The sequence below is a fragment of the Sphingomonas lacunae genome, assembly GCF_012979535.1.
Lineage (GTDB): Bacteria > Pseudomonadota > Alphaproteobacteria > Sphingomonadales > Sphingomonadaceae > Sphingopyxis > Sphingopyxis lacunae.
The window spans coordinates 1,079,610-1,102,543 of sequence record NZ_CP053015.1; the positions used below are offsets into that span (position 1 = coordinate 1,079,610).

The 22,934-nt window shown below is 64.6% G+C and carries 26 protein-coding genes and 1 riboswitch; of the genes, 9 read left to right on the forward strand and 17 right to left on the reverse strand.

All coding sequences use genetic code 11. From position 1 onward, the window contains the following. Positions 1-2 precede the first annotated feature (2 nt). The 4 genes from lptB to GV829_RS05075 all read right to left on the reverse strand — a co-directional run bounded on the left by lptB (position 3) and on the right by GV829_RS05075 (position 2,831). Complete coding sequence (gene lptB, locus GV829_RS05060; RefSeq protein ID WP_169944475.1) at positions 3-794, reverse strand: LPS export ABC transporter ATP-binding protein; 792 nt, start codon at positions 792-794, stop codon at positions 3-5. Between the two features lie 156 nt (positions 795-950). Continuing rightward, on the reverse strand, positions 951-1,505 hold the full coding sequence (locus GV829_RS05065) for an LptA/OstA family protein (RefSeq protein ID WP_425505461.1): 555 nt from the start codon (positions 1,503-1,505) through the stop codon (positions 951-953). 56 nt (positions 1,506-1,561) lie between these two features. After that, a complete protein-coding gene (lptC, locus tag GV829_RS05070) occupies positions 1,562-2,200 on the reverse strand; it encodes an LPS export ABC transporter periplasmic protein LptC (RefSeq protein ID WP_169944478.1) in 639 nt (212 codons plus the stop codon). A 13-nt stretch (positions 2,201-2,213) separates the two neighbouring features. Then, the gene (locus GV829_RS05075; protein WP_169944480.1) at positions 2,214-2,831 is read right to left on the reverse strand and encodes a ribonuclease D; all 618 of its coding nucleotides are present in this window, start codon (positions 2,829-2,831) and stop codon (positions 2,214-2,216) included. Between the two features lie 245 nt (positions 2,832-3,076). On the opposite strand from GV829_RS05075, the gene GV829_RS14365 reads away from it, so the two are divergent. Beyond that, a complete protein-coding gene (locus GV829_RS14365) occupies positions 3,077-3,892 on the forward strand; it encodes a cold-shock protein (RefSeq protein WP_169944483.1) in 816 nt (271 codons plus the stop codon). A 133-nt stretch (positions 3,893-4,025) separates the two neighbouring features. On the opposite strand, the gene GV829_RS05085 is transcribed toward GV829_RS14365, so the two are convergent. From GV829_RS05085 to GV829_RS05105, 5 genes are all read right to left on the reverse strand, one after another. Then, positions 4,026-4,955 (reverse strand): hypothetical protein, encoded by a 930-nt coding sequence (locus GV829_RS05085; RefSeq protein WP_169944486.1) that lies wholly within the window; start codon positions 4,953-4,955, stop codon positions 4,026-4,028. A 153-nt stretch (positions 4,956-5,108) separates the two neighbouring features. After that, positions 5,109-6,722 carry a cisplatin damage response ATP-dependent DNA ligase gene (locus GV829_RS05090; RefSeq protein ID WP_169944488.1) on the reverse strand — a complete coding sequence of 538 codons (1,614 nt, stop codon included), beginning with the start codon at positions 6,720-6,722 and terminating at the stop codon, positions 5,109-5,111. Between the two features lie 48 nt (positions 6,723-6,770). Beyond that, positions 6,771-7,340: a TMEM165/GDT1 family protein gene (locus tag GV829_RS05095; RefSeq protein WP_169944490.1), complete on the reverse strand. Its 570-nt coding sequence runs from the start codon at positions 7,338-7,340 to the stop codon at positions 6,771-6,773. Between the two features lie 16 nt (positions 7,341-7,356). Continuing rightward, positions 7,357-7,535: riboswitch (yybP-ykoY riboswitch) on the reverse strand. A gap of 46 nt (positions 7,536-7,581) precedes the next feature. Next, entirely contained in the window at positions 7,582-8,145 is a 564-nt protein-coding gene (locus GV829_RS05100) for a TMEM165/GDT1 family protein (protein ID WP_169944492.1), read from the reverse strand. 36 nt (positions 8,146-8,181) lie between these two features. Further along, positions 8,182-8,505, reverse strand: a complete 324-nt coding sequence (locus tag GV829_RS05105) for a hypothetical protein (protein ID WP_169944494.1) — start codon at positions 8,503-8,505, stop codon at positions 8,182-8,184. A gap of 272 nt (positions 8,506-8,777) precedes the next feature. On the opposite strand from GV829_RS05105, the gene rpmG reads away from it, so the two are divergent. Both rpmG and GV829_RS05115 read left to right on the forward strand, forming a co-directional pair. Continuing rightward, positions 8,778-8,945, forward strand: coding sequence for a 50S ribosomal protein L33 (rpmG, locus tag GV829_RS05110; RefSeq protein WP_017977469.1), 168 nt, complete (start codon positions 8,778-8,780; stop codon positions 8,943-8,945). 125 nt (positions 8,946-9,070) lie between these two features. After that, complete coding sequence (locus tag GV829_RS05115) at positions 9,071-9,676, forward strand: HAD family hydrolase (RefSeq protein ID WP_169944496.1); 606 nt, start codon at positions 9,071-9,073, stop codon at positions 9,674-9,676. A gap of 15 nt (positions 9,677-9,691) precedes the next feature. On the opposite strand, the gene GV829_RS05120 is transcribed toward GV829_RS05115, so the two are convergent. Then, entirely contained in the window at positions 9,692-11,800 is a 2,109-nt protein-coding gene (locus GV829_RS05120) for a S9 family peptidase (protein ID WP_246203064.1), read from the reverse strand. Between the two features lie 51 nt (positions 11,801-11,851). Here GV829_RS05120 and GV829_RS05125 point away from each other — a divergent pair, with 51 nt between their 5' ends. Genes GV829_RS05125 through GV829_RS05135 form a run of 3 tightly spaced genes read left to right on the forward strand, consistent with a single transcriptional unit; the run spans position 11,852 to position 15,505 of the window. Beyond that, the gene (locus tag GV829_RS05125; RefSeq protein WP_169944498.1) at positions 11,852-13,111 is read left to right on the forward strand and encodes an energy transducer TonB family protein; all 1,260 of its coding nucleotides are present in this window, start codon (positions 11,852-11,854) and stop codon (positions 13,109-13,111) included. A 32-nt stretch (positions 13,112-13,143) separates the two neighbouring features. After that, on the forward strand, positions 13,144-15,000 hold the full coding sequence (locus GV829_RS05130) for an aminopeptidase P family protein (protein WP_169944500.1): 1,857 nt from the start codon (positions 13,144-13,146) through the stop codon (positions 14,998-15,000). A gap of 16 nt (positions 15,001-15,016) precedes the next feature. Next, positions 15,017-15,505, forward strand: coding sequence for an acyl-CoA thioesterase (locus GV829_RS05135; protein ID WP_169944502.1), 489 nt, complete (start codon positions 15,017-15,019; stop codon positions 15,503-15,505). A gap of 226 nt (positions 15,506-15,731) precedes the next feature. Here the strand turns inward: GV829_RS05135 and pgmG are convergent, their stop codons facing one another. Next, the gene (gene pgmG / locus GV829_RS05140) at positions 15,732-17,114 is read right to left on the reverse strand and encodes a phosphoglucomutase/phosphomannomutase PgmG (protein ID WP_169944505.1); all 1,383 of its coding nucleotides are present in this window, start codon (positions 17,112-17,114) and stop codon (positions 15,732-15,734) included. Positions 17,115-17,143: 29 nt separating this feature from the next. Next, the gene (locus GV829_RS05145; RefSeq protein WP_169944507.1) at positions 17,144-17,956 is read right to left on the reverse strand and encodes a division plane positioning ATPase MipZ; all 813 of its coding nucleotides are present in this window, start codon (positions 17,954-17,956) and stop codon (positions 17,144-17,146) included. Between the two features lie 85 nt (positions 17,957-18,041). On the opposite strand from GV829_RS05145, the gene panC reads away from it, so the two are divergent. After that, on the forward strand, positions 18,042-18,881 hold the full coding sequence (gene panC / locus GV829_RS05150; protein ID WP_169944509.1) for a pantoate--beta-alanine ligase: 840 nt from the start codon (positions 18,042-18,044) through the stop codon (positions 18,879-18,881). 111 nt (positions 18,882-18,992) lie between these two features. Beyond that, a complete protein-coding gene (locus GV829_RS05155; RefSeq protein WP_169944511.1) occupies positions 18,993-19,301 on the forward strand; it encodes an SEL1-like repeat protein in 309 nt (102 codons plus the stop codon). A gap of 12 nt (positions 19,302-19,313) precedes the next feature. Here GV829_RS05155 and GV829_RS05160 read toward each other — a convergent pair whose 3' ends face one another. Genes GV829_RS05160 through GV829_RS05175 form a run of 4 tightly spaced genes read right to left on the reverse strand, consistent with a single transcriptional unit; the run spans position 19,314 to position 21,946 of the window. Continuing rightward, entirely contained in the window at positions 19,314-20,465 is a 1,152-nt protein-coding gene (locus tag GV829_RS05160; protein ID WP_169944514.1) for a GNAT family N-acetyltransferase, read from the reverse strand. Positions 20,466-20,506: 41 nt separating this feature from the next. Continuing rightward, positions 20,507-20,971, reverse strand: a complete 465-nt coding sequence (locus GV829_RS05165; protein ID WP_169944516.1) for a RidA family protein — start codon at positions 20,969-20,971, stop codon at positions 20,507-20,509. A gap of 27 nt (positions 20,972-20,998) precedes the next feature. Next, positions 20,999-21,661 (reverse strand): HAD family hydrolase, encoded by a 663-nt coding sequence (locus GV829_RS05170; protein ID WP_169944517.1) that lies wholly within the window; start codon positions 21,659-21,661, stop codon positions 20,999-21,001. A 3-nt stretch (positions 21,662-21,664) separates the two neighbouring features. Then, a complete protein-coding gene (locus GV829_RS05175; protein ID WP_169944519.1) occupies positions 21,665-21,946 on the reverse strand; it encodes a DUF3572 family protein in 282 nt (93 codons plus the stop codon). Between the two features lie 108 nt (positions 21,947-22,054). Here GV829_RS05175 and GV829_RS05180 point away from each other — a divergent pair, with 108 nt between their 5' ends. Beyond that, positions 22,055-22,423, forward strand: a complete 369-nt coding sequence (locus tag GV829_RS05180; RefSeq protein WP_169947986.1) for a response regulator — start codon at positions 22,055-22,057, stop codon at positions 22,421-22,423. 150 nt (positions 22,424-22,573) lie between these two features. Here the strand turns inward: GV829_RS05180 and ykgO are convergent, their stop codons facing one another. After that, the gene (gene ykgO, locus GV829_RS05185; RefSeq protein ID WP_003046794.1) at positions 22,574-22,699 is read right to left on the reverse strand and encodes a type B 50S ribosomal protein L36; all 126 of its coding nucleotides are present in this window, start codon (positions 22,697-22,699) and stop codon (positions 22,574-22,576) included. Positions 22,700-22,934 lie beyond the last annotated feature (235 nt).

The following is a 22,934-nucleotide window of genomic DNA, read 5'->3' on the forward strand; positions in this document are numbered from 1 at the left end:
CCCTAGAGCGAAAAGCCTTCGCCGAGATACAATCGGCGGACATCGGGATCGGCAACAAGTTCCTGTGGACTGCCGGCAAACAGCACCGACCCGCCATAGATGATGCACGCACGATCAACGATATCGAGTGTTTCGCGCACATTATGGTCGGTGATCAACACGCCGATGTCCCGGGTTTTCAACTCCTTCACCAGATCCCGAATGTCGGAAATGGAAATGGGGTCGATACCGGCGAATGGCTCATCGAGCAGCATGATCGATGGGTCAGCAGCCAGGGCCCTGGCAATTTCGCAGCGCCGCCGCTCGCCACCCGAAAGCGCCATGGCCGGGGAGGTGCGCAGCCGGGTCAGCCCGAACTCGTCGAGCAGCTGGTCAAGCCGTGCAGCCCGCGCATTCTTGTCCGGTTCGACCAGTTCAAGAACCGCGGCAATATTCTGTTCGACTGTCATGCCGCGGAAAATCGAGGTTTCCTGGGGCAAATAGCCCAGGCCAAGAATCGCGCGGCGGTACATCGGCAGCGGCGTAATGTCCGACCCGTCGAGCATGATGCGGCCCGAATCGGGTTTGACCAGGCCCATGATTGAATAAAAACAGGTGGTCTTGCCCGCGCCATTGGGGCCGAGCAGGCCGACGACCTCACCCCGCGCCACCGAGAGCGAAACGTCAGACAGCACCGATCGCTTGTCATAGCTTTTGGCCAGGGAAACGACAGAAAGCCCCCGTCCCGGGATCGCCGAACCGGCGGTGGAATCTGGCTGGCCCTTGGGGGCTTCAGGGTCGGCGAGTGCGGTCATGGGCCATCCAATTGCAACGGCAGTGGTTATCAAATGCTCACTGACGGCAAGCATTGGGTCCAATTTGGCAGGATGCTTGCATGGAAACAAGCTGGACCGGCGCAAATCGTCGCTTTTCGGCGATCTGTCGCCCGTCGGCCAGTCCGGTTCCGCCGGTCAGTTGCGTTCCGGCACCGTAAAGCGGCCGGTGACTCGCCCGCCATTGTCGCCGGCGGTCCCTGCTCCGACCGTATCACTGGCAACGCCTCGAGCGTCCCCGTCAACCGTCGCCCGTCCGCTTGTCAGGTCGATTACCAGCCGTCCGCCAGACAGGCGGTTGCCGCCCTGGTTGAGTTCGACGCCGCCCACCAGGGTGATCAGCCGACGGTCGAGATCATAGACGGCCGCATTGCCGCGTGCGCTGTCCGCGCCTTTGGTTACGGTCACGCCCCCGACCGCGTCGATGCGGTTGACATCGACGCCGCTGCTGTCGGCATAGGCGACGGTCATCCGCTGCGCGGTCAGGGTCAGGCCGGCCTGACGGACAACGACATTGCCAGCGATGACAATGCGGTCCGCGCGCGATTGCACCTCGATCGAATCCGCTGCGAAATCCACCGGCGCCGCGCTGTTGTGATTGATCAGCGCCTGCGCTGCGGCCTTGTCGCCCCAGGAACCTGCGGTGATCACACCCGCCATCAGGACAAAGCCGGTCACCCCGCTGGCCAGCATGGTGGTGAACTGGCCGCGAAACAGCCTCGACATCATCGTTTCTCCGGTCGGGCGCCTCAACGGACGACCCCTTGGTTGATCCGCAGCCGGGCGTTGCCGCTCAACCGGACGGTGCGTCCGACCAGATCGGCACTGATCCGGTCGGCGCTGAAATTGCCTATCGGCAACTGGCCGGTCACCGGTTCCCCACTGCTCAGCCTGCGGGTGGTCAGGTCAATGGAGACACTGCCGGTCTCCAGCCGATACCCATCGGCGGCAGTAAAGGCCATCCGGCCATCGACCATCACCATCTCGCGTGTCGGGTCATAGCGGCCTGCGGTCGCGGTGAGCCGTGCCGGACCGTCGTCCATCATGATGTCGCCGATCAGCCCGCGCATTCGAACCACCGGATCCGCGGAGCTTCGCTGTACTGCGCTGACGGCCGACAAGTTGAACGGGCGGCCCAGCTTGTCGGTGCCGCGATAGCGCGCTTCCTTGACCTCGATTCGCTGGTCGGTGACCTCGATCCTGTTCTTCGCGAGCAGGAAGCTGATTTCGCCTCGATGACTGAACGGCGCGAACAGCAAGACCGCTGCCAGAGCGCCTACCGCCAGCGGCAGGCCGATCTGCAATGCGCGCACCAACCGGTCATGCGAACTGCCGACCGCTGCCCACAGGCGGCGCTTGTTGCGTTCGGCGTCGGCCAGCTGGGACATGGGTCAGCCCGCCTCAGCCATGCGCAAAAATGTCGATGTCCGGCCAGCCGGCCAGGTCGATCCGCGCGCGCATCGGCAGGAAGTCGAAACAGGCCTGCGCCATGGCGGTCCGGCCCTCGCGGGCCAGCCGCACGTCAAACGCTTCTTTCAGGGCATGCAGATAGCGCACGTCGCTGGCGGCATAGTCGCGTTGCGCCTCGCTGATCTCGGGCGCCCCCCAATCGCTGGACTGCTGCTGCTTGGACAATTCCTGGCCCAGCATTTCGCGGCACAATTCCTTCAGACCGTGGCGGTCGGTATAGGTCCGCACCAGTCTGGAGGCGATCTTGGTGCAATAGACCGGCCCGGCCTCGACGCCCAGATATCGTTCGATCGACGCCAGGTCGAACCGCGCGAAATGATAGATTTTCAGTCGAGCCGGGTCGGCCAGCACGGCTTTCAGATTGGGGGCGGCAAAATCACTGTCCGGCGCGAATCGCACCAGATGCTGGTCCGGACCGCCATCGCTGATCTGGACCAAGCACAAACGATCACGACCGGGCATCAGCCCCATCGTTTCGGTATCAACAGCGACAGGTCCGGGGGCGAGCACGCCCTGCGGCAGGTCTTCTTCATGGAAATGCACGGTCATGACCGGCCCTTAGGCCAAGTGGGCCCGCGCCTCAATGCCCGATCATGGGGCAATGACAGGCCGTTGCGTTGGCGCAACAACTGGCCATCACCTGTTGCCCCCGCGCTTTTTTGTTAGCTGTTGCATATTTTTGGGTTATGGTGGGGTGGGCATGGAAGTAATTTCCTGACTCGTGGCGCCGCATACTGGTCCGTTCGGGGTGGTCTGCCAGTTTAGCAGGACGGAATTTGAGTGTTGATTGGCGCATGAGTTTTGATCGGGAACGCCGCGGTGGTGGCGGCAATGGCAGCAAGCGTGGCGGACGTGGCCGGCGCGACGACTTCGGACAGGATTTCTACGGCGGTGGCGGTTTTGGCGAACCCCCGCGCGGCGGTGGCTTTGGCGACCGCGACCGTGGCTTTGGCGGCGGCGATCGTGGCGGCTTCGGCGGTGGTGATCGTGGCGGTGGCTTCGGCGGAGGACGCCCCGGCGGCGGTGGCTTCGGTGGCGGCGACCGTGGCGGTTTTGGCGGCGGTGATCGTGGCGGCGGTGGCGGTTTCAGCCGCGGCCCGCGCCCGCAGATGCCGGCCCAGGTTGTTGGCGAAGGCACTGGCGTCGTAAAGTTCTTCAACAAGGACAAGGGCTTCGGTTTCGTCGCCCGTGACGATGGCGGTGAGGACGTGTTCGTTCATATCAGCGCTGTGGAACAGGCCGGTCTCGAAGGCCTCGCTTCGGGTCAGACGCTGGCCTTTACCCTGGTTGATCGCAATGGTCGCATCTCGGCCATTGATCTCAAGATCACCGGTGAACAGCTTCCGCTCGACGCCCCTGCCGAACGGCCGCAGCGCGCCCGTCGCCAGCTGACCGGCGAACGCGCATCGGGTGAGGTGAAGTTCTTCAACGGGTCAAAAGGCTTCGGCTTTATCAAGCGTGACGATGGCGGGGCGGATTGCTTCGTCCACATCAGCGCGGTTGAACGCGCCGGCATTCACAGCCTCAACGAGGGCGACCGGCTCGAATTTGACATCGAAGTCGATGATCGCGGCAAGTATAGCGCGGTCAATCTCGCTGCGTCGAACTGACACGGCCTGATCAATTCACAAAAGGCCCGGGCGCTCAGCAAGCGTCCGGGCCTTTTTGATTGGGCCGTGCTGGCCCTGCTTGACCGGGAAACGCCCCGGCACCCGCTTTTGCGGGGCCGGGGCCCGTCTCACATCAATGGGCATGCCCTTCCTGGCCGTCCGTCGCTGCATCGGCCGCGGTTTCGGGCGGCGCGTCGGCCGCGATCAGCGTGTAATGGCCCGTATCGCTCGACAACGGGCTGACGCGGATCAATATGGTTCCCGTCGTCTTGAACTTGACGCGCAGGCGGCTGTTGAGCCCGTCATCCTCGCCACCGCCATCATCGTTGGATGACATGACGGCAAAGCCCAGCGGTGAATCCACCCCGGCTTCGAGGAAGGCATCAAACTCTTCCGAATCAAGACTCAGCAACACTTCCTGCCCGGCGGTGCCGCTGAAGGAATAGAGGTGGTAGGGGCGCGACGACTCGATGATGGACGTCCCCATTTCGCTGTCAAAGCCCTCACCCCACATCGGTTCCACTGCTTCTTCGATCACCGCGTCATTGGCGGTGAGTTCGCCCTCGACCTTTTGGCCCAGCGCAAGGGTGATGGGTGCCGGCGGCGGCGGCAGCGCTGGCAGTGCGGTCAGCGTCAGGTTGAACTTGCCAACGCCGGTGTCTCCCAGCGACCGGGCGCGGATCACATAGGTGCCCGTTTCGGGCAGGCGGGCGACAAGCCTGCTGTTGAGGCCGTCCTCAGCGCCGGCACCGTCGTCGTTGGAGCCCATCGGGACAAAGGTGCAGCCATCCATCTTGCCAATCTCGACCATGGAATCGAAATCATCGGCGCTCTGGGTGATCTGGACGCGTTGGCCGGCTTGCCCCTGGAAGCGATAGCTGCGCACTTCCGGTCCGTCAGGTGTGCAATTGGTACTGGTCGATGCGGCCGCAAGCGTCCCTTCGACCGACTGGCCAAATGTGATGGTGGCCGGCGCTGCGGTGCGGCCGCGCTGGGCCATGGCGGGGGAGGCGATGGCAATGGCTGCCACGCCGAGGGCGAGAAATGTCCTGGTACCGATCATGCTGAGTCCCCTGTCTTCTGACCGGATGGCAAAACGCCAGGCTTGGGCCGGTCGTCCCCTTTGCTAAGGCCATAATCCTTGCTGCACCCTGACTGACAGCAGATGCCTGTGCGGGATAGTAAAAAATTCCCGGTTGGTGTCGCGCGGGTCCGCTCAGCCGGTGCCAGGCCCGTCGATCATCGCCATCAATGTCGCGACATGGTCGGCTTCTGCCGCAGGCTTGTCCCGCCGGATGCGGGCAATGCGGGGAAAACGCATGGCCAGGCCGGATTTGTGCCGTCGCGACGCGTGGATCGAATCAAAGGCCACCTCCAGCACCAGCGAGCGGTCCACTTCGCGCACCGGTCCATAGCGGGCGACCGTATGGTCCCGCACATATTTGTCGAGCCAGCGCAGTTCCTCGTCGGTGAAACCCGAATAGGCCTTGCCCACCGGCAGCAAGTCGCCGTCCGACCCGGGATCCCCCGACCAGCAACCGAAGGTGAAGTCGCTGTAATAGCTGGACCGCTTGCCGCTGCCGCGCTGGGCGTACATCAATACGCAATCGGCGCGCAGCGGATCGCGCTTCCATTTGTACCACAGGCCAACGCGCCGTCCCGGCACATAAGGCGAATCCCGCCGTTTCAGCATAACGCCCTCGATGGCCGAATCGCGGGCCCCGTCGCGGATTGCCGACAGCGCGTCAAAATCCGCCGCCTCTATGATCGCCGACAGGTCAAACCGGTGAGGGGGCAGTTCGGCCATCAACGCTTCCAGCCTGTCCCGCCGCCGATGCCAGGGCAGCGCACGCAAATCGTCGCCCTGATGATCGAGCACATCATAAAGGCGGACAAAAGCGGGGGAATCGCGCAGCATGGCCGCGCTTACACTCTTGCGGCCAAGCCGCTGCTGCAAGGCATTGAAACTGGCCGCGCCCCCTGCGCTGCCGCCCTGCACCTCGCCGCGCACCAGCAATTCCCCGTCGAGCACGGCGTCGATGGCGAAGTCGCCAGCCACATCGGGAAAGGCGGCGGTAATGTCATCGCCGCCCCGGCTGTAGAGCCGCGTCTCCCCGCCACAATGGACCAGCTGCACCCTGATGCCATCCCATTTCCATTCGGCGACATATTCGGAAAGATCCACGCTGCCGTCTTCCAGCGGATGGGCCAGCATGAAGGGGCGGAATGTCGGACGTCCGCGCAGGTCAGGGGCCCCACCGCGGCCCTCGGCCCAGTCAAACAGTTCGGCATAGGGCGGTGCCAGCCCGTGCCAGACCTGTTCAATGGCATCGACCTCCAGCCCGAATGCCTCCGCCACCGCTGTGCGCGCCAGCCGCCCCGATACGCCGACGCGCAAGGCCCCGGTGGCCAGTTTGAGCAGGGCAAAGCGGCCACCACTGTCGAGTCGGTCGAGCATGGCTGCCAGCACAGCCGGCCCCTCGCCACGTTTGAGCGCGGCCAGCCGTTCAACAGTCGCGGAGAGGGACAAGGTCTCCTCCTCCGGGACTGTCTCGCCAGGCTCAGGCCACATCAGCGCCACCGTTTCGGCTGTGTCGCCGACATAATCGCGGCTCATGCGGAACAACAGCGGGTCGACGCGTTCCTCGATCATCGCGCGAATGGACGCCGGCTTGACGGCGGGCAGGTTGACCTCCCCTGTCAGCGCCGCCAGCGCCCAGCCCCGGTCGGGATCCGCCGTCCCCTTCAGATAATCGCCGATCAGCCGCAACTTGGCGTTGCGGGACCGTGTATAGGTCAGGCGGTCAATCAGCTCGGCAAAGGCGCGCATACGCCTGTCCTAACAGAAATTGGCGGCTGATGGTCCCCTTTCGCGGCTTCAGCCGATCAGATCCCACAGCGCCCATCCACCCAGCAGGGCGAACAGCACGGCCGTCGCCGTCCGCATCCAGTGGAGCGGCACCAGCCGTGTCATCCGTTCGCCCAGGAACACGGCCGGCACATTGGCCAGCATCATCCCCAATGTCGTGCCGATCGCGACCAGCAGCACATCCTGATATTGCGCGCCGAGCGCGACGGTGGCGATCTGTGTCTTGTCACCCATTTCGGCAGCGAAAAAGGCGATGGTGGTGGTCAGGAACGCACCCCGCGCCGTCCCGTTGACGCCGGTGTCCGCCTCGTCAATCTTGTCGGGGATCAGCGTCCAGGCCGCCATGGCCAGAAAGCCGATCGCCACAGCAAAGCGGAACCACCATCCTTCGAGCAGACCCGCCACTGCCGATCCGGCCCAGGCCGCCAACGCGTGATTGACGATGGTGGCGGCAAATATGCCGGCAATGATTGGCATGGGTTGGCGGAAACGCACCGCCAACAGGATGGCGAGCAGCATCGTCTTGTCGCCGATTTCGGCAAAGGTGACGAGCAGGGTGGAGGCAAGCACGATCGACATGAGCAGATTCCCGGCCGGGCGGATTTGACACGATAACGATCAACCCACCCCGCCCGGCATGGCGGAGGGCCGTCGTCATCGGTCTCGCCCGACAGGTCATGGTGACCCGCCTGATTGCGCCATGGCCTCTCGGCCAAGCATGTTGACGCACATCACCGCAATGTTGCGGTCGGCTACTCCCCGGTAGACAGATGGGCCGCTAGGCCAGCACTCGTGCCGGGTCAAGCCTTGCGGCCTCTCCCTACAGCCGTCCCAATGCCGACAGGGCAACGATCAGGCCGATCAGCAGGAACAGCACACCGGCCACCCAGCGGATCCGCTGGATAGCCTTCACGCTCAACAAGCCGGGCGGCATCATCATGGCCGCCAGCGCCGAGGCCCCAAGCCCTGCCACGCCGCCAAAGCCGGCGAGCGCCGCATCGCCCGTGCGCGCGGCAGTAGCCAATATGATGAAGGGTGCGCTGTCGCCGATCAGGGCGGCGAGCAACAGGATGGTGGCAGTCACAGGCCCTTTCGCCCCGGCCAGCATTTTGTCGCTGGCTGCCTTTGTCGGCCAGCACAGACCCGCTCCGGCTGACAATATCGCCAGCGCAAGGAACAGCAGCATGCCGGGCCCGCGAATCTGCAGGGCCATCTGACCGCCAAATATGGCCGACGCAGCCACCGCGACCAGCGTCGAGACCGCCAGCGCGCTCCCCAGCTGTACGGCCGGCAGCCGTCCCGCCATGCCATGCGCCAGCATCCACCAGCGCCCGCCAATGGCACCGATGGCACTGGCCAGCAGGCAAATCATGATTGCGTCCATGGTGGTGCGGTGCTCCGCTCTGGCCGTCGTCGTGCCTCAGTGGCCGACGCGCAGCGCGACCGACGCCAGCAAGGCCGCTTGTGCCGGTGAACGCATCGGCTCCAATGTCACCGCATCGTCCATGGCATCGAGCCAGATCAGCAATGTCGCCGGTGCCGTATCGCGGCCGAGCGCTGATTCGAGCCGTCCGGCGAGACTGGCTACCGTCGCAAAGCCATAGGTGCTGGCTATTGTCCGGATGGTGTCGACACCTTCGACCAGTTCGACGCGGCTGAGCCGACCCTTGTCGCGGGCCAGGGACGCGATTCGCCCGTGCAGTTCCTGCCTTATCCGGCTGGCCCTTGCCTCGGTCATCGCCATAGCCTGTCTCCCGCCTGCTGGGGCCCGCTGGTTGCTCACCGGCCCGGTTGGCGGGCGCTGTGCCCCTGGCTGCAACGCCCGCCGTCCGGTCCCTGTTGATCCCTGCATCATGCGCCCGCATGGTTAAGGGCGCGCTAATGGCGTGCGGCGAGCGGTATGTCGGCGACTCTGCGCTTGACAAGGCGCCGCTTTTTGCCCAATTGCGCCGCGACATGCGGGCGGCTTCGCGGCTGCCCTTTTTCTTTTGATATCGACTGGACAGGATACGGGTCATGGCAAAGCCGACCACCGTCAAGATCAAGCTTGTCAGCACCGCTGACACCGGCTTTTTCTATGTGACCAAGAAGAACCCGCGCACCAAGACCGAGAAGCTCTCCTTCTCGAAGTACGATCCCGTCGTGCGCAAGCATGTCGAGTTCAAGGAAGCCAAGATCAAGTGATCCATGCCGGGGCGGCAGTGCTGCCTTGAGCGTCACTTGATTCGCATGCTGCCAGATGGCGCAGAATCGCACCGGCGATCCTGCGCCTTCTTCGCGTGCGGTGCTGATGCCAATTGGGGGTGGGCATGTCGGGCAAGGCGGTAATTTTCGATGTCGGGCGGGTGCTGTTCCACTGGGACCTGCGCCACCTGTTCGGGCAGCTGATAGCCGATCCGGCCGAGCTTGAATGGTTCGTCACCCACGTGATCAGCCCCGAATGGCATTTCCAGCATGATGCCGGGCGCGATCTTGATTCGATGCTGGCCGAGCGCATTGCCGAATTCCCCGGTCACGCCCCGCTGATCCATGCCTATCGCGCCCGCTTCAACGAGACGATTCCCGGACCGGTCGAGGGGATGCACGATCTGGTGCACGACCTGCACCAGGTGGGCGTGCCGCTGTACATCATCAGCAATTTCGGCGCCGAATTCTGGGACGCGTTCCGTCCCACCCAGCCGATCTTCGACCTGTTCGACGATCTGCTGATCTCCGGGCGGGAGAAACTGATCAAGCCCGACCCCGCCATCTACCGGCTGGCGCTCGACCGCTTCGGTCTGACACCTGAGCAGGCGCTGTTCATCGATGATGTGCCCGCCAATATTGCCGGGGCGCAGAGTGTCGGCATTGCCGGCCATGTCTTTCGTGATGCCGATGGTGCGCGCGACTGGTTGCGTGGCTTTGGCCTCCCCTAGGTGCTGCCGCCGGGTTTATTCCACGCCCAGCTCGGTCAGGATGAACGCCATTTCCTCGGCATCCTCCTTCAATGATTCGAACCGGCCCGATTTGCCGCCATGCCCCGCGCCCATGTTGGTCTTGAGGATCAGTGTGGCGTCATTGGTGCGCGTCGCGCGCAGCTTCGCCACCCATTTCGCCGGCTCCCAATAGGTGACGCGCGGGTCGTTGAGGCCGGCGGTGACCATCAGCGGCGGATAGGCCTGGGCTGACACCTGATCATAGGGGCTGTAGCTGGCGATCAGGTCATAGGCGGCGACATCCTCGATCGGATTGCCCCATTCGGGCCATTCGCCCGGCGTCAGTGGCAGGCTGGCGTCGAGCATGGTGTTGAGCACATCGACGAACGGCACATGCGCGACCGCCGCGCCCCACAGTTGTGGTGCCATGTTGATCGCGGCGCCGACCAGCTCGCCACCGGCGCTGCCGCCGGCAATCGAGATGCGCCCCGGCCGCGTCACGCCCCGGTCCACCAGCGCCTCGGCAATGTCGATGAAGTCGTGGAAGGTATTGGTCCGCTGGGTCAGCTTGCCTGACTGGTACCAGTGACGGCCCAGATCATCGCCGCCGCGGATATGGGCGATGGCATAGACAAAACCCCGGTCGAGCAGGCTGAGCCGGTTGGTCGAGAAACCGGGCGGGATGGCAATGCCATAGGCGCCATAGCCATAGAGGTGGAGCGGCCGGTCTTGTGGCAGGGCGCCCTCGGCTTCGCCCGCCCGCTTCCAGACGAGGCTGACCGGGACAGCGGTGCCATCGCGCGCGGTGACCATCAACCGGGTGGTCGCATAGAGGCTGGCCTCATAGCCCGAGGGCACCTCCTGCACCTTGCGCACGGTCAGGCTGCGGGCCTTGACGTCATAGTCATAGACGGTGCCGGGGGTGACCATCGATTCATAGCCGAGCCGCAACGTGCCGGTGCACCATTCGGGATTTTCGCTGAGGCCCGCGTCATAGCTGGCTTCGGGGAAGGCGATGCGCTCGACGCGGGCGGGGTCATCATAATAGCGGACCTCGATCTGATCGAGGCCATCCTCGCGCCCCTCGACGACATAGAAGTCGGCAAAGGTCGTCACGTCGGTCATGTAGAATCGGTCCGACCCCTCAATGAGGCCGGTCCACTTGCCCGGATCGGCGAGCGGCGCGGTGGCGAGGCGGAAATTGGGGTGGCTATCGTTGGTGTGGATGAACAGCGTCTCGCCATGATCCTCCACCGCATATTCGACGCCCTTGCGCCGCGCGGCGACGAGGATCGGCTCGGCCAAAGGATTGTCGGCAGGCAGCAGCCGCACCTCGCTTGTCTCATGGTCGCCGGTGGTGATCACGAGGAACCGCTCGGACTGGGTCACCCCAACATCGACGCGGAACCCCTCATCGGCCTCGCGGAACAGCTCGATATCCTCGGCAGGATCGCTGCCCACCCAGTGCAGGCGCGCATTGTCGGTCCGCCACTGCGCATTGGCAAGACCATAGAGTAGCCCGCGCGAATCGGCCGTCCAGGCAAGTGAGGACAGCGTGCTGGGGATGGTGTCGGGTAACAGATCACCGCTGGCGAGGTCGCGCAGATGGACGGTAAAGCGCTCCGACCCGTCGGTGTCGGTCGAATAGGCGAGGGTGCGGCCATCGGGGCTGACGGCAAAGGCCCCCAGCCGGAAATAGTCATGCCCCTCGGCCAGCGCAGGCTCGTCAAGGATGCACTCATGCCCCGACCCCTCGGGCGCATCGGCCGGACGGCGCCACCAGGTGCGATATTGCGCGCCCTCGGCAAATTCGCGCCAGTAAAGCCAGTCGCCCTCACGCGCCGGGACTGATCGGTCCTCTTCCTTGATGCGCCCTTTCAGCTCTTCATACAGCCGGTCGAGCAGCGGCTGGTGCGGTGCCATATGCGCCTCAAACCAGCGGTTCTCCGCCTCCAGATGCGCCAGCACCTCGGTATCCTTGACCTCGGGATAGCCGGGATCACGCAGCCAGGCATAATCATCGCTGAGCGTGCGGCCATGGTGGCTGGCGCTGTGCGGCTTGCGGGCGGCGATGGGGGCAGAGGCGGGGGCGGAAGCGGGCGTCGTTTCGGTCATGCTTGCCATGTAGGCGATTGGCCGACAGAAGGAAGGGGAAAGCGGGAGGCAGGGGACCGGATGATGCGCAGGATAGGGATTGGGCTGGCCTCGGCCTTGCTTGCCAGCGTGACGACTGTGGCACAGGCGCAGGATAGCCTGCCTTCCGCGCCCGTGGCGCCCCCTGCCTCACCGGCCCCGCCCTGTGCCGGAGCGATCATCCGTGCCGTCGATGGCACTGTCCATTGCCTCACCTTCGAAACCCGGCCGATGATCCGCCTCGCAGGATCGGCCCAGCGCTGGGTTGCCGGCGCGTTGCTTGACTGGATCCGCTGGCCAAGGGCGCTCAATGCCCCGGCAGACTGGATCAGCGAGAGCGAGCCGGCTGTGCAGCAATGGCTGGCCGACCCGGCCCGGCGCAGCCGTGGGATTACCTATCTGCTCGACGTGGGTCCCGACGGTGGCGTGCGCGGCTGCACCATCCAGCGCCACACAGGCTTTGCCGAAGCACCCTCACCAGCCCACGCCAGCCTGTGCGACACCTTGCGGCGCACGGTGCGGCTTCGCCACGCGCTGGATGCCAATGGCCAGCCTGTTGCCTCGGCCTTCGAGGTCACGGTCGATTTTGCCATGGCGATGGTTCAGGCGGGCGGGCCGCCGCAGCCCCTGATCACCGAACTGCAACTGTCGCCGGCCCCGCCCCCACCCCCGCCGGCGGTGCCGCAATGGCCACCGTCATGGGCCCAGTTGCCAACTGCGGTGACCATCCCCCTCGCTCAAGGCGGAACGACGGCCTTTGCACCCCACACGCCGGGGTGGACGGGCGTGCTGGTCACCTCGGGCCCGGATGGGGTGCGCTCATGCCAGATCGTTCGCCCCTCCGCCGATCCCCGTTTCGACCGGCGTGCCTGTCAGGCCGCTTCGCGGCGCGGTGCCCTGAGCTATGACTGGCCGACCAGCGGGCGGGTGTATCCGATGCGCACCCCGATTCACTTTGTGCCGGTCGATGGACGGCCCCACGCCATCATGCCGGTTGCCCGGGGTGTTGTCGGCGCCGCTATCCCTTCCGAAGTCCTGCAAATGCTGGCGGATCGTGCTGCCGCCGCCGCGACCGGACAACCCGCGCCGGATCTCGCTGCCCTGCGCCTGTCGGCCGGCTTTGACCGGACGGGCCGCGCCACCCGCTGCGAAGTGGTGGAAACGAGCGGCAATGATGCCGCTGATGTGGCGGCCTGCACGGCCTTGCGTTCGGCGCAAGGCATCCTGCCCGGCCATGACATTTTTGGCTGGCCGGTCGAGAGCACGACCTATGGCCTGTCGCTGGCCCGCGCAGCCCCCTAGCGAGGGCGGGGCGCTGGTCCTATAGTGCGGCCATGACTGAACAAAGTGATACGCTGCTGAGCGCCGCCGCCCGTCCCGACCACCCCGCCCATGCGCGCACCGCCGCGTTGAGGGCCGAGCTGGCAAAGGCCGGGATTGACGGCTTTGTCGTGCCGATCTCCGACGAGCATATGAGCGAATATGTCGGCGCCTATGCGCAGCGACTATGCTGGCTGACCGGCTTCAATGGCTCGGCCGGGACGGCGGTGGTGCTGACCGATCCGGCCAAGGGCGCCGCCATCGCCATTGATGGCCGCTATGAACTGCAGGTGCGCGATCAGGTGCCAGCGGGGCTCTATGACTATGTCGACACCCCCGGAAAGACGCTGTCGGGCTGGCTCGCCGGCCACGCGGGTGAGGGCGCGCGGATCGGCTATGACGCCTGGCTGCATGGCGAACAGTGGGTCAAGGCGATGAGCGACGCGCTGAAGCCCGTCGGCGCCACCATGGTGCCGGTCGACTCCAACCCGGTCGATGCCGTCTGGACCGACCGTCCGCGGCCGAGCGATGCCCCGCTGCGGGTTCAGCCCGATGTCGTGGCCGGACAGGGTTCTGCCGACAAGCGGGCCAAGGTTGGCGAGTGGCTGAAGGAGAAAAAACTCGACGCCACGGTCATCACCGCGCTCGATTCGGTGGCATGGCTGTTCAACGTGCGCGGGGCGGATGTCAGCCGCACACCGGTGCCGCTGTCCTTCGCGATTGTTCATGCCGACGGCACGGCGCAGCTGTTCGTCGATGATGTGAAGCTGCCGCCCGAGGTGAAAGCGCATCTTGGCAATGCCGTGCGCGTCGCCCCCTATGGTGAGATCATCCACGGGCTCGACGCACTGGCCGGCAAGAAGGTCGCGGTCGATCCTGAACGCACGGTGCAGGCGATCATCGCCCGGCTGGAGGCGGCGGGCGCCCAGATTGAACGGCTCCGTGACCCGACGATCCTGCCCAAGGCGGTGAAGAATAGTGTCGAACTCGACGGCATGCGCGCCGCGCACGTCCGCGACGGCGGTGCGCTCAGCCGCTTCCTGCGCTGGGCGTCGCTGGAAGCACCCAAGGGCGGGATCGACGAGATCAAGGCGGCCACCCAGCTGGAGGCGTTCCGCCGCGAAACCGGCGAACTGATCGACCTGTCCTTTGACTCCATTTCGGGCGCCGGGCCCAATGGCGCGCTGATGCATTATCGCGTCAGCGAGGAGACCAACCGGCCACTCGAGAATGGATCGCTCTATCTGATCGATTCGGGCGGCCAATATATTGACGGTACGACCGACGTGACGCGCACCATCGCCATCGGCACGCCGAGTGAGGAAATGCGCCGCCGCTTCACCCAGGTGCTTAAGGGGCATATCGCGCTGGCCACTGCCGTTTTCCCGGCAGGCACGCGGGGCAGCCAGCTCGACACGCTGGCACGCATGCACCTGTGGGCCGATGGGGTCGATTATGCCCATGGCACCGGCCATGGCGTCGGCCAGTTCCTGTCGGTCCATGAAGGGCCGCAGCGGATCGGCAAGTCGGCCGGCGGGCAGGCGGGAACCGAGGAAGTGCTGCAGGCCGGCATGGTCCTGTCGAACGAGCCAGGTTATTACAAGCCCGGCCATTATGGCATCCGCATCGAAAATCTGGTCATCGTCGTCGAGCGCGAGGTCGCCGGGGCAGAGCACAGGATGCTGGGCTTTGAAACCATCACCTTTGCCCCCATCGACCGCAACCTGATCGACCTTGAGATGCTGTCGGGCCCTGAACAGCGTTGGGTCGATACCTATCATGCCGAAGTGCTGACCAGGGTCGGACCGTTGGTCAATGCGGAGGAGCGCGCCTGGCTCGAAGCGGTCTGCGCGCCGCTTGGCAGCGCCTGAGCGGAACCCGCTGCTGATGAACCGTAATTGGTGGCAGGTCCCGGAAGACCGCTTTGCCAGCCACACGCCGACGCGTGTGCGCTATAATGAGATCGACCATCAGGGGATCGTCTTCAACGGCAATTACCTGATCTATGCTGACATTGGCGTGACCGAATTGTTCCGGGCGCTGGGTGAAGGGACGCCCGGCCCCTTCTTCGCGCAATATGGCACCGACATTGTCATGGTGAATGCGGAGATTGACTATCACGCCTCGGCGCGGCTCGACGAAATGATCGTCGTCGCGGCGCGGGTGGCGCGCTTTGGCAGGACCAGCTTCACCATCCATGTCGGCCTGTTCCGCGATGACGGGCAGGGCGGGCGGGAAAGGCTCACCGACATGGCGCTGACCTACGCCCATGTCGAACAGGATCTGTCCAAGGCGGTGCCGCTGCCCGCCAGCTTCATTGCCGATGTCCGTTCCTTCCAGCCTGACCCGCCCGAACAGGCGGCCGCCAGGGGATAGGGCCTGTCGCCAGGCCCTGTGGCTGGCATGCCCTTGGCCACCAGAACCGCTCTACTCTTCCCGCGCGATAGACAAAAAAAGGGCCGCCCGGAGGCAGCCCTTAAGGAGGATTGGGAGAGAGTGCCTCGAAAGGCACCCCCTTTATGGGTAGGCGCGGCTTATGCTGCAACTGCGAAAGGAACAAGGAGGGTTGCATTTTTTGCAACCATCTGGCCAATGGCAAGGGTCAGTGGCCTGCCTGTGCTGTACGATCAACGCCGCTCAGCGCCAGCTGCCGGTCAATCTCGGTAACCAGCCGCTGCAGGCCTGCCTCATCGCCAGCCTCCGCCCGCGCAACCAGCACATCCTGGGTGTTGGATGCACGCAATAACCACCAGCCATCGGCGGTCATGACGCGTGCACCATCGGTGCGGTCAACCTTCGCGCCATCGGCAGACAGGCGATCAAGCACTTCATCGATCACCGCGAACTTGCGGCTCTCGTCGACCTGGAACCGCAGTTCGGGGGTGTTGACCATCGGCTGCATGGCGCCACGGGACTGGGTGACAGAACGCCCCAATTTCCCCACGGATTCAATTAGCTGCACTGCAGCATAAAGGGCGTCGTCAAAGCCGTAATATTTGTGGGCAAAAAAGATGTGGCCGCTCATCTCGCCTGCCAGCGGGGAGTGCACCTCTTTCATCTTCGCCTTGATCAGGCTGTGGCCGGTCTTCCACATCAGCGGCGTGCCACCCAGCGCCTCGACCTTGTCGAACAGGGATTGGCTGGCCTTCACATCGGCAATGATGGTCGCCCCCGGTGCCTCTTTCAGCACCATTTCGGCGTAAATCTGCAGCAACTGGTCGCCCCAGATGATGCGGCCTTCACCGTCAATCGCACCGATCCGGTCGCCATCACCATCAAAGGCAACACCGAAATCGAGTCGGTTGTCGGCGACAAGCTTGCGCAGGTCGACCAGATTCTTCTCCTCGGTCGGATCGGGATGGTGGTTGGGAAAATGCCCGTCAACGTCAGTATAGAGCGTCAAATGCTCCCCCGGCAGGCGCGCGACGAGCGCTTCTACCACCGGCCCGGCGGCTCCATTGCCGGCATCCCATCCGATTCGCAGCGGCGGGCCACTGAAGCCCTGCACCAGCCGGTCGACATAGGCATCGAACACCGCGACCTGTTCGACCTGCCCGGATCCGCTGTCCCAGTCGCCCGCCGCTGCCATGCTGCCGATTGTCCGGATCTGCTCACCATAAAAAGGTGCGCCATGCGCCACGAATTTGAAGCCGTTATAGTCGGGGGGATTATGGCTGCCGGTTATCTGTATGCCGCCATCGGCTGACAGGTGGTATGTCGCAAAATAGAGCATCGGCGTCGCCGACGGGCCTATGGCCAGCACGGTGCAACCGGTGGAAACCAGCCCGGCGGTCAGGGCCTCGGCCAGCATCGGTGACGACAGGCGCCCATCATAACCCACGGCCACCCGGCTGCCACCGGCGCGGCGGATCATCGTGCCGAAACTGCGGCCAATGGCATTGGCATCGGCGGCGCTCAGGGTCTGGTCGATAATGCCGCGAATGTCATATTCACGCAGCATGGTCGGGTCGAATTCATGGGTCATGGTCGCTGGTCCTGCTGAATTGGCCGAAATCAAACGGCGCGGTCTGTCGTCGCCTGACGACGGGAGGCGATGGCCGCGGTGTCGGGCAGCGCCAGTCCGGCCAGCATCTCCCGCAATTCCTGCCTGGCGGCAATGTGGCTGGTGCCCAGTTCACCCAGCTGCCCCTTGTCGAGCAAGGTCAGGCCGGCGGGGAAAAGTTCGCGAAAGATGACGCGTTCGGACAGGCCGGGGACAATGCGGAAACCGACCCGCCGCGACAATTCGCTCATCGCGTCGCCGACCCGGCGCTTGTTGCGCGCTTCCAGGTGCTGGATGCGGTTGCGCAAAACGACCCAGTCGATCGTGCCGCCGTCAATCTGCGCACGGGTCTTGCGCGCGTTCCAGATCAGCTCGGCATAAAAACTTGGGCGGGCGAGGCGGAAACTTTCTGCATCGACCTGGCCGATCAGGTCGAAATCGACGAAACTGTCGTTCATCGGCGTGACCAGCGTGTGCGCCAGCGTGGCCATATATCGCGCCAGCGTATCGTCACGGCCCGGTGTGTCGACCACCAGGAAATCGACGCCGTCGATCAGCTCTAGCACCTTTTCCTGCAACGCTTCCACCGGCGCGTCGCCCAGCACGCCGAATCGCGGGATAGGCAGCTGGGCATTGCGCCGCTGAGCGGTGTTGGTGCGATTCTCGAGATAGCGGTAAAAGGTGCGCTGGCGATGGTCGAGGTCGAGCCCGGCCACCCGTGCGCCCATGGATGCCAGCGCCACGGCGACATGCACGGCACAGGTCGATTTGCCGGTGCCGCCCTTTTCATTCGCAAAGACAATGATGTGTGGATTGGATGACACAGTCTGCCCGGTCTCTCACATTAGGGGCTGGCGCGGCCAGCAATGCGGTTGCTACTGGCACGGCTCTAATCACAGGGACGGCACCATGCAAACCATCCGTACGCTCGGCGCGTTGCGCGCCGCCACTGCAGCCTGGCGCAAGGCGGGCGAGCGAATCGCGCTGGTGCCGACCATGGGCGCGCTTCACGACGGCCATATGACGCTGGTGCGCGAGGCCCGGCGCCTCGCGGATCGGGTAATTGTCTCGATCTTCGTCAACCCGATGCAGTTCGGTCCCAATGAGGATCTGGATGCCTACCCCCGGCGAGAGGCGGCCGATGCGGCCTTGCTGGTTGCCGAATCGGTTGATCTGTTGTGGGCGCCCGATGCTGCGGTGATGTATCCACAGGGCCATGCCTCCCGAATCAGCGTCGCCGGGCTCGATGCGCCGCTGTGTGGTGCCGCGCGCCCCGGCCATTTCGACGGGGTCTCCACCGTCGTCGCCAAATTGTTCAACCAGACGGCCCCCGATCTCGCCCTGTTCGGTGAAAAGGACTGGCAACAGCTTGCCATCATCCGTCGCATGGCGCTGGATCTCGATTTTGATCTGGACATCGTCGGTGTCCCGACCGTGCGGGAGGCCGACGGCCTCGCCCTGTCGTCCCGCAACGCCTATCTGACCGCAGAGGAACGGGCGGCCGCTTCGGCCCTGCCGCGGACCATGGCCCAGGCGGCCACCGCGATCAGTGGTGGCGAATCGGTGGCCGCCGCCCTCGACACTGCCCGTCAAGCACTGCTCGCGGCCGGCTTTGCCAGCGTCGATTATCTCGAACTGCGCGATGCCGACTCTCTCGCGGCGCTTGATTCACCGTGCGACACTGCCCGCCTGTTCGTCGCCGCGCGGCTCGGCAAGGCCCGTCTGATCGACAATATTCCATTGAATTGACACAGCTTTGGACAATTTATTGATCTGGTAACGAACGCGTTAACCATTTGTTGACCCTGTTGGGGTGAATTTCCGTTCCGGAGCAAACACGCTCCGTAATGGGGAAGACCAATGGGAACCAAACTTTCAACCGCCAGCCAGCTGTTCGACAGTCATCTCGCCGCCGCCTCGCGGGGCAGCGCCGAAGCCTATTTCGAACTGGGCGTCGCCTATTCGACCGGCACCGACGGTTGCGAAGTCAACATGATCGAGGCGCATAAATGGTTCAACCTTGCCGCCCTGTCGGGTGTGCGTGAAGGCGGCCTGTTGCGCGCCGAAGTCGCTGCCGAGATGGACCGCGAGGAAATCGCCGAAGCCCAGCGCCAGGCCCGCGCCTGGATCGCGGCGATGAGCGGCAACAACCTGCGCAGCGCCGCCTGACCCAATCGCCGGTCAGCCGTCGCCGCGCCTGAACGGTGCATGCCCGGCCAGCCACTGGCTCTCCTGCTCGACCGCCGCGATCTCCCGCTCGAGGAAATCAGCCACTGCCGCACGAAAACCGGGGTGCGGAATGAAATGCGCCGACCAGGTCGGCACCGGTTCATACCCTCTGGCCAGCTTGTGCTGCCCCTGCGCCCCCGCCTCGACCCGTCCGAGGCCGCGTGCCAGCGCAAAATCGATCGCCTGATAATAGCATAGCTCGAAATGCAGGCAGGGGATGTCGGCCAGGCACCCCCAATAGCGCCCATACAGCGCATCCGTCCCGATCAGGTTGAGCGCCGCCGCCACCGGCCTCCCCGTGTCGCGTTCATGCGCGACCACCAACAGCACCCGGTCCGCCATCCGTTCGCCCAAAAGGGCAAAGGCCTCGCGCGTCCAATAGGGCGTGCCCCATTTGCGCGCGCCAGTGTCCTGGTAACAGGCCCACATCACGTCCCAATGCTCGGGCCGGATGGCATCGCCGGTCAGCGCCTCGATGCGCACCGCCGCCTGCGCCGTGGCGCGTTCCTTGCGCAGATCCTTGCGCTTGCGTGAGGACAGGGCGGCGAGAAAGCCGTCGAAATCGCCATAGCCGCGGTCAAACCAGTGGAACTGGCTGTCGCGCCGGATCAGCCAGCCGGCCGCGCGGAACGCGTCAAGCTGATCCTCTGTTACAAAGGTCGCATGGGCTGACGACAGGCCATTTTGCGTCACCACCGCTTCCAGCGCGCCGATCAGTGCCGGGACATGCGCCGCGTCACGGGTCAGCAGCCGCCGCCCCGGCACCGGGGTAAAAGGCACCGCCACCTGCAATTTCGGATAATAATCGCCGCCCGCCCGCCGCCAGGCATCAGCCCAGCCATGGTCGAACACATATTCGCCCTGGCTGTGTGCCTTGAGATAGGCCGGCGCAGCGGCCGCCAGCCTCCCGTCCGGCCCGTCGATACAGACAGGCGCGCTTTGCCAGCCCGTCCCCGGCCCGACGCTGCCCGATTCCTCAAGCAGCGTCAGAAAGGCATGGCTCAGAAACGGATCGTCACCGCCGGCCAGCGAATCCCACGCGTCGGCCGGCACAGCGGCCACACCGGAGGCTATGCGGGCAATGACGGGGTCGGATTCGGCCATGGAGTCGATATGGGCCCTGCCACTGCGGCGCGAAAGGGGTGTCAGTCCCTGATCGCGATCACCGCGTCCACCTCAACCGCCGCACCGCGCGGCAGGGCGGGCACGCCAACGGCACTGCGCGCATGGCGACCGGCATCACCAAAGGCCAGCAACATCAGCTCCGACGCGCCATTGGCGACGAGCGGCTGATCGGTGAAATCGGGGGTAGAGGTAACGAACACGCCCAGCTTCACGATCCGCTCGACGCGCGAAAGGTCGCCCAGCGCTGCCTTCATCTGGGCAATCAGCATCAGGCCGCACAGCTCCGCCGCTGCCTTGCCTGCCTCGACATCCATTGTCTCGCCCACCCGGCCGGTGACAACCGCGCCATCCTTGAAGCTGACCTGACCCGAGATGTGGAGCAGCTTGCCGACCTGCACCGTCGGCACATAGGCGGCGATCGGCGCAGCGGCCTGGGGAATGGCATGGCCGGCTTCGGCCAGCCGGGCTTCGGGTGTCTGGGTCATGATGGTCTCCTGAAAGGGGTGAACGGGTCAGGCAGGGTCGGCGGCTGGCTCGTGGCGGGCAATGGCGGGGGCCGGAACGGCCTCGGTCAAGCGGTCGAACAACCAGCTTTCGGCGCTCGCCCAATCGTCGATCCGGGCGTGGGCGCGCTTGGCGGTGGGAATCTTGGGGGCAATCACCGGTTCGCCGACCATGTGCAACCGCCACACATCGGGGATGACCGACGCCACCGAACTGTGATGCTGCGGCAAATCGTCGATGAATATGGTGACGCTCGGCTGCATTTCGGCGATCAGCGCCGCGACAGGCTCGCCCTTGGGGCCGCGATTGCCGATGACACGGTGGTTGAGCCCGATGTCGGCAAGCTGGGCGATGCGGCGGTCCTGATGGTCCGGGCCGACATTGGTGAGGATGACGATGTCGGCTATGCCGGCCAGCCGGTTCATAGCCTCGACCGCGCCTGCGATTGCCGTCTGGCGGTGCATCTCGTGGCGGAAAAAACCGTCGAGCAGCGGCCATACTTCGGCCGCCTCCAGCGGGGTGCCACAGGCACGGCGCTTCAGCGCATTGCCGAATGTCGCATCTTCCAGTTTGAACTCAATGTCATGGTCATCGGCGAGCCAGGCACCGAATGGCACGACCATGTGCATGAGCACTTCGTCACAATCACTGATGATCAGGGGACGGGGCATGGATTATCCTGTCAGTCGGCCCGCCGCCGCGGCTAGCGTGGCAGGGGCAAGGGAAAGGGCATCGGCACAGGCGATCAGGTCGGGCTCATGGTCGGCGAGAAATTGCCCCACCGCAGCCAATATTGCCGGTTCGGTAGCCCGTGCCCGCAATTCGCCGACATCAATGCCGGTCAGCGCCAGGAAACGGTGCGCCCGGTCATCCTCCGCGCACACCCAGGCCAGCGCGCCGAGCAGCACCACGGACGCGTCCGTCTCACTCGTCTTGCCCCTGTCATCCGACAGCATGATGGCGGTTCACCCAATCTGTTTGTTTCCCGTCCGTCCTTGGCCTATGAGGCGCCCGTGGGCAAGGGTGTGGGGACCCGCCTGACTGTGCAGGGAGCGGGAAAGCATATGGGCGGCGGCAAAACGGTGCTGGTGGTCGAGGATAATGAACTCAACCTGCGGCTGTTCTGCGATTTGTTGACTGCCCATGGCTATGGCGCCGAGCCGGTGCGCGACGGGCGCGATGTCATGGCCCGCGCCACGGCCGTGCGCCCGCATCTCATCATCATGGACATCCAGTTGCCGCATGTCAGCGGCATGGACCTGATTGCCGCGGTAAAGGCTGATCCTTTGCTCAATGCGACGCCGATCCTTGCCGTTACCGCCTATGCCGGGCGGGATGATGAACAACGCATCCGCGACGCCGGGGCCGAAGCCTATATCTCCAAACCCATTTCGGTCATCCGCTTCATAGAGGCTGTCAGCGCGCTGATCTGAACTGGCGCTTCATTGTGCGTCGGGGCCGACCGACCTCACCCGTTCCCAAACCGTGACAGTTCAGGCGAACGTCCACGTCAAAACCGCCCCCGGGTTACCCCGACGGCGGTTGAAACCTCACCACATCGACGGGGCCGTGGCCCCGGCCCGTCAGCCCTGGCGGGCCTTGAAACGGCGGTTGGTCTTGTTGATCACATAGGTGCGGCCGCGACGACGGATCACGCGGTTGTCCCGGTGCCGGTCCTTGAGCGACTTCAGGCTGTTGCGGATCTTCATGTCTCTGGCTTTCGCTTGAAAAACTTGTTGATGTGCCTCCTGCGGCCGGCGATTGCGGTCACCCATGCGCGACAACAGGATATTGGCGAAGGCGCGCCACTATGGCCTGGGCCCGGCAAAGTCAACCGGACTCTGGCCTGCATGGCCATGAACATGTGTTTTTGCCGGTTCCGCCGTTCATTGCCGGGCCAGCTGTAAAGCCTTAGGTTGCTCCTGCGCCGCCCGGCTGGCGGAT